Annotated in this window: 16 protein-coding genes; 13 read left to right on the top strand and 3 right to left on the bottom strand. The window is 42.7% G+C overall.

Annotated elements, in window-relative coordinates; translation table 11 throughout:
- Positions 1-2 precede the first annotated feature (2 nt).
- From HYN49_RS00260 to HYN49_RS00200, 13 genes are all read left to right on the top strand, one after another.
- Positions 3-1,190 (top strand): glycosyltransferase family 4 protein, encoded by a 1,188-nt coding sequence (locus HYN49_RS00260; RefSeq protein WP_108902255.1) that lies wholly within the window; start codon positions 3-5, stop codon positions 1,188-1,190.
- Between the two features lie 7 nt (positions 1,191-1,197).
- A complete protein-coding gene (locus HYN49_RS00255; RefSeq protein WP_181368982.1) occupies positions 1,198-2,343 on the top strand; it encodes a glycosyltransferase family 4 protein in 1,146 nt (381 codons plus the stop codon).
- 35 nt (positions 2,344-2,378) lie between these two features.
- Positions 2,379-2,894 carry an acyltransferase gene (locus tag HYN49_RS00250; protein WP_108902253.1) on the top strand — a complete coding sequence of 172 codons (516 nt, stop codon included), beginning with the start codon at positions 2,379-2,381 and terminating at the stop codon, positions 2,892-2,894.
- Positions 2,895-2,900: 6 nt separating this feature from the next.
- Complete coding sequence (locus HYN49_RS00245) at positions 2,901-4,022, top strand: hypothetical protein (protein ID WP_108902252.1); 1,122 nt, start codon at positions 2,901-2,903, stop codon at positions 4,020-4,022.
- Between the two features lie 3 nt (positions 4,023-4,025).
- A complete protein-coding gene (locus HYN49_RS00240) occupies positions 4,026-4,628 on the top strand; it encodes a sugar transferase (protein ID WP_108902251.1) in 603 nt (200 codons plus the stop codon).
- Position 4,629: 1 nt separating this feature from the next.
- A complete protein-coding gene (locus HYN49_RS00235; protein WP_108902250.1) occupies positions 4,630-5,916 on the top strand; it encodes a phenylacetate--CoA ligase family protein in 1,287 nt (428 codons plus the stop codon).
- Positions 5,917-5,922: 6 nt separating this feature from the next.
- On the top strand, positions 5,923-6,984 hold the full coding sequence (locus HYN49_RS15210) for an ATP-grasp domain-containing protein (protein ID WP_219928755.1): 1,062 nt from the start codon (positions 5,923-5,925) through the stop codon (positions 6,982-6,984).
- A gap of 4 nt (positions 6,985-6,988) precedes the next feature.
- Positions 6,989-7,729, top strand: coding sequence for a YdcF family protein (locus tag HYN49_RS00225; RefSeq protein ID WP_108902249.1), 741 nt, complete (start codon positions 6,989-6,991; stop codon positions 7,727-7,729).
- A gap of 3 nt (positions 7,730-7,732) precedes the next feature.
- The gene (locus tag HYN49_RS00220; protein ID WP_108902248.1) at positions 7,733-8,329 is read left to right on the top strand and encodes a sugar transferase; all 597 of its coding nucleotides are present in this window, start codon (positions 7,733-7,735) and stop codon (positions 8,327-8,329) included.
- 72 nt (positions 8,330-8,401) lie between these two features.
- Positions 8,402-9,544 carry a DegT/DnrJ/EryC1/StrS family aminotransferase gene (locus HYN49_RS00215; protein WP_108902247.1) on the top strand — a complete coding sequence of 381 codons (1,143 nt, stop codon included), beginning with the start codon at positions 8,402-8,404 and terminating at the stop codon, positions 9,542-9,544.
- Positions 9,545-9,729: 185 nt separating this feature from the next.
- Entirely contained in the window at positions 9,730-11,622 is a 1,893-nt protein-coding gene (locus HYN49_RS00210) for a polysaccharide biosynthesis protein (RefSeq protein WP_108904887.1), read from the top strand.
- A gap of 176 nt (positions 11,623-11,798) precedes the next feature.
- Positions 11,799-12,503, top strand: coding sequence for a polysaccharide biosynthesis/export family protein (locus HYN49_RS00205; RefSeq protein WP_245892218.1), 705 nt, complete (start codon positions 11,799-11,801; stop codon positions 12,501-12,503).
- A 2-nt stretch (positions 12,504-12,505) separates the two neighbouring features.
- The gene (locus HYN49_RS00200; protein ID WP_108902245.1) at positions 12,506-14,926 is read left to right on the top strand and encodes a GumC family protein; all 2,421 of its coding nucleotides are present in this window, start codon (positions 12,506-12,508) and stop codon (positions 14,924-14,926) included.
- A gap of 23 nt (positions 14,927-14,949) precedes the next feature.
- Here the strand turns inward: HYN49_RS00200 and HYN49_RS00195 are convergent, their stop codons facing one another.
- The 3 genes from HYN49_RS00195 to HYN49_RS00185 form a co-directional block, all read right to left on the bottom strand.
- A complete protein-coding gene (locus HYN49_RS00195; RefSeq protein WP_108902244.1) occupies positions 14,950-15,684 on the bottom strand; it encodes a tyrosine-protein phosphatase in 735 nt (244 codons plus the stop codon).
- A gap of 86 nt (positions 15,685-15,770) precedes the next feature.
- Complete coding sequence (locus tag HYN49_RS00190) at positions 15,771-15,983, bottom strand: hypothetical protein (RefSeq protein ID WP_146185022.1); 213 nt, start codon at positions 15,981-15,983, stop codon at positions 15,771-15,773.
- Positions 15,984-16,193: 210 nt separating this feature from the next.
- Complete coding sequence (locus tag HYN49_RS00185; protein ID WP_108902242.1) at positions 16,194-17,783, bottom strand: peptide chain release factor 3; 1,590 nt, start codon at positions 17,781-17,783, stop codon at positions 16,194-16,196.
- Positions 17,784-17,867: the final 84 nt, after the last annotated feature.

Here is a 17,867-nt window from a genome sequence, read left to right as displayed (position 1 = left end):
ATATGGCAACAAAAGTCCTTTTTGTGCACGACGGGCCTCTTTACCAGAATAAAAGCGGCGATTTCTTCGGAATCCATTATAACGATAAAATCAAGGCAAGGTACCTGATGCTGGGAGACGAACTGACATTTTGCATGCGCCTCAGGACGATTGAGGATGGCAACAGCAGCAAGTTCAGCCCCATATCTTCAGATCATTTCCGCTTTATCGAATTCCCGAATTTTAAAAGCATCAGGAATTATTTTCCGAACAAAGCCAAAGCCGTGAAAACGATTGAAGAGGCAGTCGCTTCACACGATGTCGTTGTCGCGCGTATGCCGAGCGCTTCAGGAACGATTGCGGTGAAAGCCGCGCGAAAACTCGGGAAGCCTTATCTGGTGGAGTTTGTAGCCTGTACTTTCGACGCTTATTGGAACTACAACTGGAAAGGCAAAATGATTGCGCATTATAAATTGCGTGAACAGCAGCAGATTATAAAGGATTGCCCTTACGTCATTTATGTGACCAAAGAATTCCTGCAAAACAGGTATCCTACAACAGGTAAAAGCATCAATTGTTCCAATGTGGAGCTGAAAGACCTTTCTGAAGAAAAATTAAATAAAAGGCTTGAAAAGATTGCCGCAGGCGTTCCTGAAACGATGTCACTGGCTACGGTTGCGGCAATAGACGTACCGTACAAAGGCCAGGATGATGTGATCAAGGCGATTTCCATCCTGAAGAAACAAGGAGTAACTGTAAAATATCATGTGATCGGACAGGGCAAACCCGATTATTTAAAAAGTATTGCCGAAAAACACGGAGTAACAAACCAGGTCGAAATCATCGGGGCATTGCCGCACGAACAGGTTTTTGAATTCCTTGAAAAAATCGATTTGTACATCCAGCCGAGCAAGCAGGAAGGTTTGCCGCGCGCGCTGATCGAAGCGATGAGTGTGGGTTGCCCGGCTTTGGGTGCCCGGACCGCGGGAATTCCTGAATTGTTGTCACCGGAAAAGATTTTCCGGCCTGGTGATGCAGGTCAGATCGCATCCCTGATTAAAAATTTCGGGCAGCAGGAAATGAAAGCCGAAGCCCAAAAGAATTTTACCACTGCCAAAGAATACCAAAAAGACATCCTGTTCAACCGCCGGAAAGATTTTTACAATCTTTTCCTGAAAGAAGCCGTGCATGCGAATGCCGCAAAACCTTAATCCTGAAATGAAAAAGAAATTAATCATAGGCATCACCGCCGAACCAAGCGTCGACCTGCTGAACGGCCAACTCGATTATTTTATCAAGAAAGGCTACGAAGTGTACCTGATGGCTCCCGATGCGCCGCGCGTGACGAAATTCTGCGCCGAAGAAAACGCGCCGTTGCTGCCGATAAAGATTGAGCGTACCATCAGCCCGTGGAAAGACCTGAAATCATTGTTCCAGATCATTGGGATTTTCAGGAAAATCAAACCGGACATTGTCAATCTTGGTACGCCTAAGGTGAGCCTCGTAGGGATGATGGCAGCCAAAATCACTGGCGTTCCACTTCGGATTTATACCTGCCGTGGCTTCCGTTTTGAGCATGAAAAGGGAAAGATGAAATCATTTTTGATATTCCTTGAAAAAATTATTGCCTCTTGTTCCCACAAGGTCATCTGCATCAGCAATTCGGTGAAAGACCTCGGAATGAAGGAAGGTATTTTTCCTGATGAAAAAACGGTGCACATCGCCAAAGGCAGCAGCAACGGCATCAACCTGACATTGTTTGACCCAAATGCTATTGATAGAGAAAAAGCAGCAGCAGCAAAGCAAGAGTACCAGCTTGAAGGTTGTTTCGTTTTCGGATATGTCGGCCGCATCGTCGACCGTAAAGGCATTAAGGAATTGTACCACGCTTTCGATAAATACTATAAAGAAAACGACAAAGCGCGCCTGCTGATGATCGGCAGGCCGTTCTGGGACCAGATAGCCGACCCCCAGTTGATCGAGGATTACAACAACCATCCCGGGATTGTCATGGCCGGCATGAAACCACAACCCGAAGTGCCATTATATTTGTCACTGATGGATGTTTTCGTACTGCCCGCGTGGTGGGAAGGTTTCGGGAACGTACTGATACAGGCCGCCGCGATGGGAGTCCCTATTATCAGCACGAAGGCCACAGGCTGCATGGACGCTGTTTCGGACGGTTTCAACGGCAGGCTGATCAACCCCTATTCTGAAGGGGAACTCGTCAATATGCTGCGGTATTTTTACCAGCATCAGCCTGAAATAAAGCAAATGGGTATCAACGGCATCGAATGGGCAAAAAATTTCAGGCCCGAAATCATTTGGGAAGGCATGGATGAGATTTATTCCACCGTAAAATAGAAAGCATTTTTTGTAAAATTTTTAAATTATAGGTTATGTTTAAAAAGTTAGCACATTATTACAAACTCAATTACTGGGACGGTGTAAGGCATGCAAAAGATATGGGTGTCAGAATGGGCAAAGGCTGCTCGATTTACAGTAGGAACTTCGGCAGTGAACCTTACCTGATTGAGCTTGGCGACAGGGTACAGGTGGGGCTTGATGTGCATTTTTTTACACATGGAGCCAGCTGGATGTTCCGTGAAAAGCATCCGGATTTTGACTTTTTCGGTAAGATTAAAGTGGGAAGCAACGTCTACATCGGTTATGGTTCCATCATTCTGCCCGGCGTTACGATTGGCAGCAATGTGCTGATCGCTGCCGGTTCTGTGGTGACGAAAAGCATCCCCGACAATTCGATTGCAGGCGGAAACCCGGCAAAAGTGATCGGCAGTATCAGTGATCTTGAGGAACGGATTATGGATTATAACCTGAATTGCAAGAAAATGAGCCGTAAAGAAAAAATGGCATTCCTGCTGTCTCAGGATGATTCGAAATTTTTGCAGAAATAAATTGATATGAGCTTAAAAAATATAAAACAGGCAGTCGCCAATAACATGAAAAACATCCGTGGCTGGAAAACCGACAGGAAAATTGTCGTGATTTCAGTCGATGATTATGGAAATGTAAAAGTGGATTCTGCAGAAGCCATCGCGCAGATGGAAAAGGAAGGTGTAAAGCCTTTGTCGCACTTCGACATCCACGACACTTTAGAAACCGAAGAAGATTTGCTACAGCTTTTCGAAGTGTTGTCAAGCGTAAAGGACCGCAATGGGAACCATGCCGTTTTCACCGCTTTTGCACTGCCGGCGAACATCGATTTTGACAAGATGAAGGCCAACAATTATGAAAAATACGAATACGAACTGCTGCCCGAAACTTTTGGCAAACGGAAAGGTTATGAGAACGTCTGGAATCTATGGCAGGAAGGCATGCGAAAAAAACTGATCGTGCCGCAATTCCACGGGCGCGAACATTTAAACGTAAAAATCCTGAACGACGCTTTGCAAAGGCAGGATAAAAACACATTGGTGGCACTTAAAAACCGTTGCTACACTTCGATATCATTAAAAAATTACCCGTCATACACAGCCGCGTTCGATTTCAGTGATTTCAGTGAATGTGCCGCCCATGACGAAATTGTGGTGGATGGTTTGAACGCTTTTGAAAACGTATTCGGTTTCCGTGCCACACACTTCAACGCTCCCGGCGGGCGCGAAAATGCGGTGCTCCACAAAACGCTGAAGGAAAACGGAATCCTCTACATCGATACGCCGTTCGACAAAAAGGAACACCTTGGTGGCGGAAAATTCAAGAGGATCTTCAATTATACCGGGAAACAAAATGAATTCGGGCAAACCTTTATGGTACGCAATGTGGCTTTCGAACCGATCATGAAACGCGGTTATGATCCGGTACAGCATGCATTGAAACAGGTTGAAAGCGCTTTCCGCTGGAATAAGCCGGCAGTGATCAGCTCGCACCGCGTCAATTATGCCGGTCTTGTCGATCCAAAAAATCGTGAGAAGGGACTTAGCGGATTGAAGACCATACTTTCGGAAATTACAAAAAGATGGCCTGAAGTCGAATTTATGTCGGCAAATGAACTGGCAGCATTAATTGCTTCTGAAAAAAAATAAATTATGTATAAATTTTTAAAACCATTCCTTGAATCTTTTGCTGCATTGGTGGCATTGGTTGTTTTTTCGCCGATTATCATCATCGTGACCATCCTGCTTTACATCCAGAATAATGGAAAACCTTTTTTCTACCAGAGACGTCCGGGCAAAGACCAAAAGCCCTTCGACATCATCAAATTCAAATCTATGACCGATGCCAAAGACGCGGATGGGAATTTGTTGCCCGACAATCAAAGGATTACTGCTGTAGGCGCCTTCGTCAGGAAAACCTCGATTGATGAGATCCCACAGTTGTTCAATGTCCTGAAGTGGGACATGGGAATCATCGGGCCGCGTCCGCTGCTTTTCAAATACATTCCGCTGTACAATGACCGTCAGCTACGCCGCCATGAAGTGCGTCCCGGAATGACAGGCTGGGCGCAGATTAACGGGCGTAATTCGATTAGCTGGGCGGAAAAATTTGAGATGGATGTGTATTATGTTGAGAATGTGACGCTGTGGCTGGACATCAAAATCTTCTTCATGTCGTTTATGAAAATCTTCAAGAAAGAAGGCGTAAACCAAAGCGATGACCGTCCGATGGAACCTTTTAACGGAAGCAATTAAGATGGCGAAATTCACCGAAAAACTACGGAAAATGGCTTTCGGCACTGTAGATGCCCTTAAAGGCGGGCACATCCAAAAACATGTCGATGAAATTGCCACAAGTATTGCAAAAGGAAGTCCCGAACGTGCAGAAAAACTGCAGAAAATATTGCAGCACGCGGTAAATACAGTGCCTATTTATAAAGGCATTTCGCCCGAAAGCATTGAAAACTTCAGGGTGATGGACAAGAATTTCATCCGCGAGAACAGCGCTTCTTTCCTGTCATCGGCTTTTGAGGAACACCAACGCATTGCTGCAGTAACAAGCGGATCGACAGGAACGCCGTTTAAGGTTTTCCACGACCGCAATAAGAAAAGCAGGAACAGCGCCGATACGATTTATTTTGCATCGAGGGCCGGATTTTCTGTCGGTGAAAAACTGTATTATTTCAAGATCTGGAGCGCTTTGAACCACAAGAGTTTTTCTTTGCGCTATATGCAGAACATCACGCCTGTGGATGTAATCCACCTTGATGATAATCAGATTGAGAAATTGATAAAAGAAATCGAGAATGACGGATCAGATATGGGGTTTTTAGGATATTCGTCAGCATTGGAACTCGTAGCGCGTTATCTTGACAAGACCTATCACGGACCCGTAAAAGCGAAAGTAAATTCGATCATTTCCATGTCTGAAGGGCTTAACGAATACACTAAAAACACTTTAACAAAATTCTTCGGGACACAGGCCGTTTCCCGGTATTCCAATATTGAAAACGGGATTATCGCACAACAGGAAACGGACGGATTATTGCGTTTCCGGATCAATACCGCGAGTTACCATATCGAAATCCTCGGCATGGATTCGGATATACCGGTGAAAAAAGGAAAATTGGGCCGCATCGTCGTCACCGATTTTTACAATTATGCGATGCCGATGATCCGTTATGATACCGGTGATATCGGCTGTCTTTCAACAGAAGACGACAATTACCTGCAAACCATCGAAGGCAGGAAACTGGACCTGATCTACGATACCAAAGGCGATTTGATTTCTTCGTACATCGTCTACAAAAACATGTGGCAGTATGTTGAAATCAACCAATACCAGTTTGTGCAATATGGCCCGAAGGATTACCTGTTTAAGGTCAATTCGGACAGCGCTTTCGGCAAAGAAGAAAAACTGGTGGCGGAGTTTAAGCAATACCTTGGCAAAGATGCCAATTTCAAAGTGGAATATGTAGACGAGATTCCTCTTTTATCCTCAGGAAAAAGAAAAAAAATCATGAACACCTATCACAATAAATAGCCGACAATGAGAATATTAATCACAGGAGTAGGCGGCCCGACGCCAAGAAGTTTTGCCATCGCATTAAAAAAATACAGTTTTTACAAGCGGTTTGAATTATTCGGGACAGACATCAATCCATTGGCCATCGGTTTGTACCAAAACGATCTTTTCAATAAGACTTATGTCATTCCGCCTGCGTCAAGTCCCGATTACTGGACTGCGATTGAAAAAATCATTAAGGAGCAAAATATCGATGCGGCCGTAATCCTTCCGGAAATGGAAGTGATGGAATGGAGCAAAAGGAAAATGACTGCTGAACTTCCTTGCAAAGCATTGATTCCGGATCATTCCATGGCAGAATTGCTTGTCGATAAATCCAAAATGACCGAAATACTCAAAGACCTCGATATGGTGCCGCCATCGGTGAGTTTTTCGAGGGATATTGCAAGCCTTAAGGAAGTATTTGATACGCTGAAAGGAAATTTCTGGGTGCGCAGCACAAGCGGTACGAGCGGACTGGGTTCTCTTAAAGTCGATAGCGAAGATTCGTTGAAGAACTGGATCCAGATCAACCCGAATGTGACGCAGTTTATCGCCAGTAAATTCCTTCCGGGACGGAATCTGGCCTGTAAGATGCTTTATTTTAATGGGAAACTACTCCGTACTGCGTGTGCTGAAAGGGTCAATTATATTATGGCTAAAGTAGCACCATCCGGAATCACAGGAAATACGTCTTTCGGGCGACTGCTCAATGAACCTGAACTTGTGAAGGAAGCCAAACGCGCGATGGACCATCTTTTCGCACATACTGGCGCTGCACAGCACGGATTCTTTACGGTGGATTTTAAGGAAGATGAAAACGGAAAGCCTTATATCACCGAAGTCAATGTGCGCCACGTAGCTTTTACGCAGTGCTTTGCTGCCGGCGGGGCAAATTTTGCCTCAGATACCGTAAGGCTTTTGGACAATGATGCTGATTTCGACCATGGTTACAAAATGTATGAGTTTGAGAAAGACCTGATTTTCCTGAGGGATGTGGATTCATTGCCCATCCTGATGAAAGAACACCAACTTTTAGGCAAATAAGATAGTGGGATCAATTTTAAATCCGTTGTTGATTTTCTGGATTTTATTGATCCTTGCCGGGATATTTCACAAATTCCGGTTTTATAAAACATGCAAAGGACTGATCATTTTCGCGGTAGCCGAATTGTATCTGTTCACCGCCACGCCGCTTCCGATTGTGCTGGTGCATCATCTTGAAAGCCAATATGCCTCAAATTACTCAGATGCCAATGCGAATCTGGACATTCCTATAATGGTTTTGGGCGGCGGGCATGTAAATGATGCCGCGTTGCCACCTTTCGGGCAGCTCAATGAAAGTGCTTTGGGACGTTTGGTACAGGGTGTGATGCTTTACCGGCAAAAACCGGGCAGGAAACTGATCTGTTCCGGATTTTCGGTCACGGGCAGGATGCCGAACGCAACTGTTTTGGCAAATACAGCAGTAGGGTTGGGGGTGAATCCTAAAGACACGTTGCTGCTTGTAAAACCATCATCAACCTGGGAAGAAGCCAGGGATTTTAAGGCGCGTTTCGGAGATAAGGGTAGTTTTTTTTTAGTGACAAGCGCCATACACATGCCTCGCGCTATGGAAACTTTCAGAAGGACGGGATTACACCCGATGGCTGTTCCGACGGGTTTCATGGTAAAAAAAGATCCCGATAAATCCATTTATTCATGGAATCCTTCCTGGTCAAAAATGCAATTGAGTGAACGGGCTTTACACGAATATTTCGGGATGTGGTATTACAGGTTGTTCAAAAATTAAACCATGCTGATACGCTTTTTCGATATTGTAATTTCAACTGTGGCCGCAATAATATTGTTGCCCTTTTTGCTGATTTTAGCAATAATCATGATTGCAGGGCAGGGGTTTCCGGTTGTTTTTTCACAGGTGCGAAGCGGGAAGGATTTCAGGCCGTTCCGTATTTATAAACTCCGGACGATGAAAAAATCCAGCGAAGATGAACTAGGGCTTACCAAAGGGCTCCATGACGAACGCATCACGGCTATAGGTTTTATACTCAGGAAATATAAGATCGACGAACTGCCACAGCTATTTAATATCATCCTGGGGCAGATGTCGGTGGTGGGTTCAAGGCCGCAGGTTCCTTTTTACGCCGAGAAATTCCGGAATTATTACCAAAAGATCCTGATCCTTAAACCAGGGCTCCTGAGTCCATCGGCCATTAAATTCAGCAATGAGGAAGAATTGCTTGATAAGGTTGATGATCCGGTGAAATATTACGAAGAAACCCTCGTGCCTGTAAAGTGTGAAATGGATATCGATCTGGTCACCGGGTTTGACCTTAAAAAGTACTTCACGGTACTGTTCTCCTATTTCAAAAAGATTATATTTAGGGCATAGTTTTCACAATACGTCATTTGCCTTATTTGGAGTTGACGCGACTTTTTTTAAATTCACAACATAAAATACAAAATGAATAACGACAAAATTTGGCTTTCATCGCCACATATGGGAGGCAACGAACAGGCATTTGTTCAGCAGGCTTTTGATACGAATTGGGTGGCTCCGCTTGGGCCTAATGTTTCAGGTTTAGAGCAGGATCTGGAAAAATACCTGGGAGAAGAAGTGCATGTAGGTGCATTGAGTTCAGGCACTGCCGCAATCCATCTGGGGTTGATTTTACTTGGTGTTAAGGCGGGTGATGAGGTGATTTGCCAAAGCATGACTTTTTCGGCATCGGCAAATCCGATATTGTATCAGGGTGCCATTCCGGTTTTTATCGATAGCGAAGCAGATACCTGGAATATGTGTCCGGTAGCATTGGAAGAAGCTATTAAAGACAGGATTTCAAAAGGCAAAAAGCCAAAAGCGATCATTCCGGTACATTTATACGGCGTTCCGTATAAGATTGATGACATCAGGAAAGTGGCAGATCAATATAATATCCCAATCCTTGAAGACAGCGCTGAAGCTTTGGGAAGCTCCTACAAAGGCCGTAAATGCGGTACTTTTGGCGATGTCAGTGTGTTGTCTTTCAACGGGAATAAAATCATCACCACTTCCGGAGGCGGTGCTATCGTCACCAAAACAAAGGAATTGAAAAACCGTGCCGTATTTTTCTCCACGCAATCCCGTGACAATGCCCCGCATTACCAGCATAGCGAAATCGGTTATAATTACCGGATGAGCAACATTTGTGCAGGAATCGGCCGCGGGCAGATGGAGGTTTTGGATAAGCATGTACAGGCAAGGAGGGACATGCATGATTTTTATGTGAAAGCTTTTGAAAATATTGATGGAGTGACCGTTTTTGATGTACCGAATGGTGATTATTTCCCGAATTTCTGGCTGACATCCATTGTTATCAATCCTGCAAAAACGAAAGGCGGAAAAACGCGTGAAGATTTCAGGATTTTTATGGAAACCCTCAACATCGAAAGCCGCCCGTTGTGGAAACCCATGCACCTTCAGCCGATTTTTTCCGTATATCCATATTATGGAACGAACGTAAGCGAGACATTATTCGATGACGGATTGTGCCTTCCTTCCGGCTCAAACATGACCCAAAACGACAAAGACAGAATGTTAGAGGCAATTAAAGTTTTTTTTGGTTAAACTCAGAAAAATAATCATATTTGGAATTATTAATAGTAAAACCTACTTTTTAAGTTATTTTTGCTAAATAAATTCTGACCTTACTAAAAGATTTAGAATCATTGGCTGCGATTAGAAAAAGGAACCTGGTATCATTTACAAAGCTTGTTGTCGACAGGCTCAAAGGCATTGGTGACGTAAGGAACATGAGTTATCTGCCGCGTTGGATCATCCTGACGCTCGATATGCTTGTGGTTTCTTTTTGTGCGTTTATGACTTTCAAGATGCTGGCAGAAATGGATAAGAATTTTATCCATAAAGGACTTATCCCTTTTATAGTTGGGGCTTACCTGCTTTTTAACCTGTTTTTCTTCTGGCTTTTCAGGACGTACTCCGGGATTATCAGGCACTCGTCGTTTATTGACGCAGTCAAGATTTTCATTGCATTATTCCTGACATTGCTTTTCCTTGTATTGACCAATTATGGCTGCTTATTCCTTAACGGGCATAAATTGTTCATGAATGCAGGGCTTTTTATCAACTTTATATTTTCGTTTTGCGGGCTGTTCCTGTATCGGATTGTGGTAAAGCAGACTTTCGAAATTTATTTTTCCGGAAGACAGACCAATGACCTGATCCGTGCCTTGATTTATGGTTCGGATGCCAATGCGATTTCGGTGGCCAATGCCCTGAAATCTGAAAAACCTGCCCGTTTCAGGATTGTAGGTTTTGTGGATAAGCAGCACCAGAATTCTTCTAAAAGGATCCTGAATCTTCCCATTTTGAACCTGTCAAAAAGGATTCCGGTTATCATGCGTTCTATTGAAGCCGAGGCATTGATTATTGCTGATAAAAGCCTCACTAAGGACGAAAAACTGACTTTAGTGGATGAATGCCTCGAATACAATTATAAAGTCTATACGGTCCCGCTGATTTCTGATTGGGAAGACCGTAAGGAGATCTCGCAGAAGGTGAAGAATTTTCAGATACAGGATCTTCTTGAAAGAAAGCCGATCGTTTTGGACAACAAGTCGATTTCGGCACAAATTCACAACAAGACCGTTTTGATTACCGGTGCTGCGGGTTCTATCGGGAGTGAAATTACCAGGCAGGTCATTAATTTCAGTCCGAAAAGGGTCATTATGCTCGATCAGGCCGAAACGCCTTTACACCACCTGACACTTGAAATCAGCAAACTTTTTCCTGAGGCCCATACCACCAGTATTATTGGTGATATCAGGAACAGGCAATCGATGGAAAAGGTCTTTTCGAAATTTAAGCCCGATGTCGTTTACCACGCAGCGGCATACAAGCATGTTCCTTTAATGGAAGAAAACCCTTCACAGGCCGTTTTTGTGAATGTTATGGGAACAAAAAACATTACCGATCTTTCGTGTGAATACAATGTGGAAAGTTTTGTGATGGTTTCAACAGATAAAGCTGTAAATCCGAGCAATGTGATGGGCGCAAGCAAGCGCATCGCCGAAAAATACGTGCAGTCGCTGCATTGCAGGCTGCTCAAAAATACGGGCGAGTGCAGGACAAAATTCATTACGACGCGGTTTGGTAATGTATTGGGGTCCAATGGCTCTGTAGTGCCGTTGTTTACGGAACAAATCGCAAAAGGCGGGCCGGTCACGATTACACATCCGGAAATCATCCGTTATTTCATGACCATTCCTGAAGCCTGCCAGTTGGTTTTGGAAGCGGGAGCTATGGGAAGGGGAGGAGAGATTTACATCTTCGATATGGGCAAACCTGTGAAAATTATAGACCTGGCCAATAAAATGATACGTCTTGCCGGTTTTACACCAGACAAGGAAATCAAGATCCAGATTGTCGGGTTGAGGCCGGGGGAAAAATTATACGAGGAATTGTTGAATGATTCAGCGAAAACCCTGCCGACGCACCATGAAAAAATCATGATCGCGCAGGAAGCTTATGATGATTCGGATATTACTCCTGCACAAATCCATGATTTGATTGCCATTGCCCATGATCATTGCGAAAATGAGAAAATAGTTACAAAAATGAAAATGATTGTGCCTGAGTTCAAAAGTATGAATTCTGATTTTGCCTCTTTGGATAAAGTCAACTGACCAAAATGAAAGTATATCAGGGAATTTAAGCTTAAATGACTATATTTGCAACGTTTTAAAAAGCTTTTTGAAAAGAATTTTCTGCCTGAAAATGTAATAAATTATTTATGATAAAGAGGATATTTTGTCTGTTGTGTCTCGCGGTTTTTCTGTTTTCATGCCAATCGAAGAAAAAGTTGGTTTATTTTCAGGGTATTGAGAATGTTAAAGGGGGTGAAAAAGTTGATTTTGAGCCGCTGTTACAATCAGATGACTTACTGCTGATCATCATTTCATCGCCTGTTCCTGAGGCTGCAGTCCCATACAACCTGATTACTTATTCTGCCTCCAGCCTTGAAGACCAGGACAGGAGCGGCGGCTCTGGCGTAAGGTATCAGACTTATCTTATAGACAAGGATGGCAACATCGAATTCCCGATTTTGGGGCAGATTAAAGTGGGCGGACTTACAAAAAGCCAGGCGGTCGATAAAATTAAAACAGCACTTAAGAAATACATTACGTCACCAATCGTCAACCTCCGGATCGTAAATTATAAAATTTCAGTGATGGGTGAAGTAGTGCGTCCGGGGCTTTATACGGTACAGACGGAGAGGATTACCTTGCCGGAAGCTTTGAGCCAGGCGGGTGACCTCACCATTTACGGAGACCGTAAAGAAATCCTGATCATCAGGGATGTTGATGGTGTAAAGACGCATCATTTTGTAGATATCACTTCTGCGGATTTTATCAATTCCCCTTTTTATTATCTCGATCAGAATGACGTGGTTTATGTGAAACCAAATCAAACCAAGGTCAATTCATCAGTTGTCGGACCCAATGTAACGGTTGGTATATCTGCAATTTCTTTATTAATCACCATAATCGCATTGATTGCGAGATAATTATGCAAAGCAATAAACCCTCTATTACTGAAGACTTTTCGCAAAGTCAGTATAATATCAAAGAGCAGATCGGTAAGTATATTTTCCATTGGAAATGGTTTGTGCTTTCTTGCCTGCTTTGTACGTTTGCCTGCTATTTTTACCTTCGTTATGCTACGCCAATTTATAAGATTGAAGCCAGTATATTAATTAAGGATGACAAAAAGGGAGGTGTTGCGTCAGAGCTTACGTCATTCGGTGATTTGGGTCTTCTCGGTGGTGTAAAAAGCAACGTCGATAATGAGATTGAGGTCTTGCGTTCAAGGACTTTGGTTAAAAATACCATATTGGAATTAAACCTGAATGTGGCTTACTTTAATGAAGGTAGGTTTAAAACTTCTCAGGCCTATAAGAACTCCGGGATTAAAGTGAATTTCATCAATAAGGCCCCGAATTTTTATGATACCGATACCACATTTACAATTACTGCAGTCTCTCCAACCCAATATGAGCTCGCGGATGAATTACTGAAAAAGAAAGGCAGATATTCTTACGGGGAAACCATCAAATGCAAATTCGGTGATATTGTAATTACACGGAATGTGTTGGAAAACGGCCAGTCGCCAAAAGTTGGCAAAACGATGGTGAAACTGATTTCCATTAATAAAGTGGTGAATTCCTATCAGGCCAGGCTGAAGGTGGAACCTGCCAATAAAATGACCACAAGTGTGCTGAATCTTACCGTTACCGATCCCGTTAAGGAAATTGGTGCCGATTTCCTGAATATGCTCATTTACAAGTATAATGAAGATGCCATCAAGGATAAGAATGATGTGTCGAGCAAAACCAGGGATTTCATCAACCGCCGACTGGTAAATATCACCAAGGAACTGGACAGTGTTGAAGGTGGGATGCAAAAATTTAAAAAGGAAAACAAGATTACCGATCTCGCTACCGATGCCAGTATTTTTGTAGAGACTTCAAATGCTTTCGAAAAACAGATAATAGAAATATCATCTAATATTAATGTGGTGGATTTTCTCATCGATTTTCTTAACAAAAATGCCAACAATGAAGTGATACCTGCTAACCTCGTCCAGGATGGCGATGCTTCGGAATTGATATTTACTTACAATACGAAAGTTACGCGCCTTGCCAGGGTGACACCCGGAGGAACCGAAGAAAACGATTATATAATTAACCTCAAAAACGAAATTGGGGATTTGAAAACAAGCTTGCTTAAGACACTAAGAAATCTTAAGTCTACCTTGCTAATTAAGAAACGCGATCTTGAAGCGCAGGAAAAAATCGTTTCGGGTAAAATCGGACAGATCCCGGAGCAGGAAAAAATTGCCAGGGGCATTTCAAGAAATCAGGGAATCAAGGAAACATTGTATCTTTACCTGTTGCAAAAGAGGGAGGAAAATGCCATTTCATTGGCTGCTACTGCTGCAAATTCCAAGATCATTGATGCCGCTTACCCTAACCCAACGGCTATTTCTCCAAAAAGGGAATTCATTTACTTATTGGGAATGTTCCTGGGACTTTTAATCCCATTCCTGATTATTTATATCCGCGATCTGCTGAACAGCAAAATTATCAACAGGTTTGATGTGGAAAGCCGCGTTACCATTCCGTTTATAGGAGATGTCCCGAAATCAGAAACGCATGATGAATTGATCAGGGTGAACAGCCGCTCAAGTTCTGCGGAAGCGATGCGTATCATCAGGACAAATCTTGATTTTATTGTTACCGATACACAGGATGGTATCGCAAAGACCATATTCATGACCTCTACTTTCCCTAAAGAAGGTAAGACCTTTATATCGGTAAACCTTGCGGGTACTTTCGCGTTGTCAGGGAAAAAAGTGTTGCTCGTAGGGCTTGATATCAGGAACCCTAAGCTGGATGAATATATGACGCTCCCGAACCGTGGGATCACAACTTATTTATCCTCTAAGGATGTTAACGTAGACGACCTGATTATTAAGCTGGATGGTTATGATAATTTCTACGTATTGCCTGCGGGTGTCATACCGCCAAACCCGGCAGAATTGCTTTTGAGTGATAAAGTGGGCACTTTATTTGAAAAAATTAAGAAAGAGTACGATTATATTATTGTAGATACTGCACCGGTAAGCCTTGTAACTGATACCTTGCTTATTGCTAAATATGCGGATTCTGTCATCTATGTGGTCAGGGCGAATTTCCTTGACAAGCGTATGCTTAAGATCCCACAAACGCTTTACGAAGACAAGAAATTACCGAACATGTCAATCCTTCTTAATGATACCTACAGTAAGAAAGGCTACGGCTACGGTTATGGCTACGGCTACGGTTATGGATATGGTTACGGCTATGGTTATGGCTATGGCTACGGGGTGGAAGTCAAAAAGGATCCATGGTACGTTACCCTCATGAATAAATTAAAAAGGAAGCCTTAGGCTTCCTTTTTAATTTATGCTTATTACAAAAACAGTTTGTTGTGTGCAATAGCGGCTTTTAAAGCTTCTGTGTCCTTGATTCCGACTTTATTGCTGAATGCCCTGATATGGTTTTTATGGTGTGCGTCAGAGCCTGCAAAATCAATCATTCCAGCCTCAAGAAGTCTTTTTGCGGTTTGGAAAACGGCTTCACCGTAGTAACCCGTAACAGACAATAGATTGATTTGGAATTCGCAGCCTGCCTTCTTTAATTTTCGGTATTCATCAAAGTTGCCGTGGTAAAAAAGATACCGCTCAGGATGTGCCAGGAGAGGTGTGTAGCCTGCGACCTGCAAATCAAAAAGGATGTTGTAGAGTTGGATTGGTGCGTTGATATAAGACATTTCCACAAGCACATAATTGTCCTTTAAAGTCAATAAAGGCTCAGATTGGAACTGCTTTACAAAATTATTGTCCATCAGGTATTCCGAAGCGGTGCGAAATGGAACAATGATGCCGTTTTGGGTCAATAACTTCTTTGTGTCATCCTCTTTTGAAAGGATGTCCTCCCTGCTATTATCCCAAACGCTGAAAATAGTGTGCGGTGTAGTGATGAATGCGGTTGTCCCGAATTCCATCATGCTTTCAACCAGGAATTTTGAATCTTCAAAAGTGGCAGCGCCATCATCAATCCCAAACAATATATGGGAATGGATATCGACATAGTCGGCGCCTAAAAGATCTCTTAAAAATGGTTTTGGTTTTTTGAAAAAGAACAAATTCTTTGAATTTTTTTAGTGAAGTGTATAGAAACAAAAAAAGCACCAACTATATTGGTGCGAATTTTGCTTTAATATCACTGATATTATGCTTCTTGCCTTTTTCTGTATACTTTGAACTGGTAAAAAGCGAAGGCAACGCCTAATATAGCAAGCCAGATAAGTTTAGTATTTATCGGTGTTGGGTCATCTCCTCCTGATCCTGGATCCTCATCCGGATCCGGAATTTGTGCAAAAGTCGCGAAACTTGCAGTCAACATGACTATCGAAAGCAAGAATTTTTTGTAATGAAATTTCATAATAATATCGATTTTAGATTTTAAACTTTTTTGTAAATATAACATTTTTTTTTATAAAACCAACGCAGAAGCGCATTTTTTAAAAAACCAGATGTAAACCTGTGTTAAAAACTCTTAATCTTTGGCAAAATTAAAATAAAAATTTAAACGAAATCGTTTTTTGATAAATAAAAATTAAAAAAAATGTGTTTTTCAGCACTTTAACCGCGATTAATCAAATTCAGAAGTGAAAAATAGCTTCACAGAAGGATATTTGCTTTGCGTCATTTGAATCGTAAAATCTGAATCGGCGAGGAACACCAATTGCTGGTATTTGTCCATCGCAAGGAACTTCTGTTTGATGCGTTTAAATTCCTTGAATTCCTCATTTTTAGGATCGTCCGGCTTTACCCAGCACGCTTTATGTACGGGGAAATTTTCATAGGCACATTTGGCTCCATATTCGTGCTCAAGCCTGTATTGTATCACCTCGTACTGCAGTGCACCTACGGTTCCTATGACTTTCCTGTTATTCATTTCCAACGTAAAAAGCTGCGCCACACCTTCATCCATCAACTGATCGATGCCTTTGTCAAGTTGCTTTGCTTTTAGTGGATCGGCATTGTTGATGTATCGGAAATGTTCCGGTGAAAAACTCGGGATTCCCTTAAAACTCATAATTTCACCTTCAGTAAGCGTGTCGCCTATCTTGAAATTTCCGGTGTCATGCAGCCCGACAATATCTCCTGGGTAGGAAATATCCACGATTTCTTTTTTCTCTGCAAAAAACGCATTCGGACTTGAAAATTTTAGGTTTTTATTTTGCCTTACATGCAAATAGGGCTTATTCCTTTCAAAAACACCGGACACAATTTTAACAAATGCCAAACGGTCCCGGTGTTTCGGATCCATGTTTGCATGAATCTTGAAAACAAATCCGGACATCTTACTTTCTTCTGGTTTTACCAACCGTGTTTCAGATTCCTTAGCGAGTGGGGAAGGGGCGATTTGGATAAAACAATCCAGCAATTCGCGCACACCGAAATTGTTCAAAGCCGATCCAAAAAACACCGGCTGCAGTTTTCCGTCAAGGTAGGTATCCCTGTCAAATTTTGGGTAAACTTCATCAATCAATTCGAGTTCTTCCCGCAACTTAGATGCCGGTTTTTCGCCGATGATCTTATCCAGTTCCGGATTTTGGACATCACTGAAAGCAATGGTTTCTTCAATATTTTTACGGCTGTCACCGCTGAATAAATTGATGTTTTGTTCCCAAAGATTGTAAATCCCCTGGAAGTCGTAGCCCATTCCGATAGGGAAACTCAAAGGCGTTACGGTAAGCCCCAGTTTTTGTTCCACTTCGTCCATCAGGTCGAAAGCGTCTTTTCCCTCGCGGTCCAGTTTATTGATGAAAACGATTATCGGGATGTTCCTGAGCCTGCACACGGCTACGAGTTTTTCAGTTTGCTCCTCAACCCCTTTGGCCACGTCGATCACTACGATAACGCTATCGACGGCGGTGAGTGTCCTGAAAGTATCCTCTGCGAAATCCTTGTGTCCTGGCGTGTCAAGGATGTTGATTTTTTTGTCTTTGTAGTTGAAAGCCAGTACCGAAGTGGAAACCGAGATTCCCCTTTGGCGTTCGATTTCCATAAAATCCGAAGTGGCGGCTTTCTTTATTTTGTTATTTTTTACGGCACCAGCTTCCTGTATGGCGCCTCCAAATAATAGCAGCTTTTCAGTTAATGTGGTTTTTCCGGCATCAGGGTGTGAAATGATCCCGAATGTACGCCTCCTTTTGATTTCTTCTGTGAAACTCATACTCTTAAAATTGGCTGCAAAAGTAAGGTTTATTCGGTAATTAAAATAGTTTTGAATTCGTATAACAGCCGATTTATTTTATTT

Source organism: Flavobacterium pallidum (assembly GCF_003097535.1).
GTDB classification, from domain to species: domain Bacteria; phylum Bacteroidota; class Bacteroidia; order Flavobacteriales; family Flavobacteriaceae; genus Flavobacterium; species Flavobacterium pallidum.
This window is presented reverse-complemented; position numbering and strand designations above follow the sequence as displayed.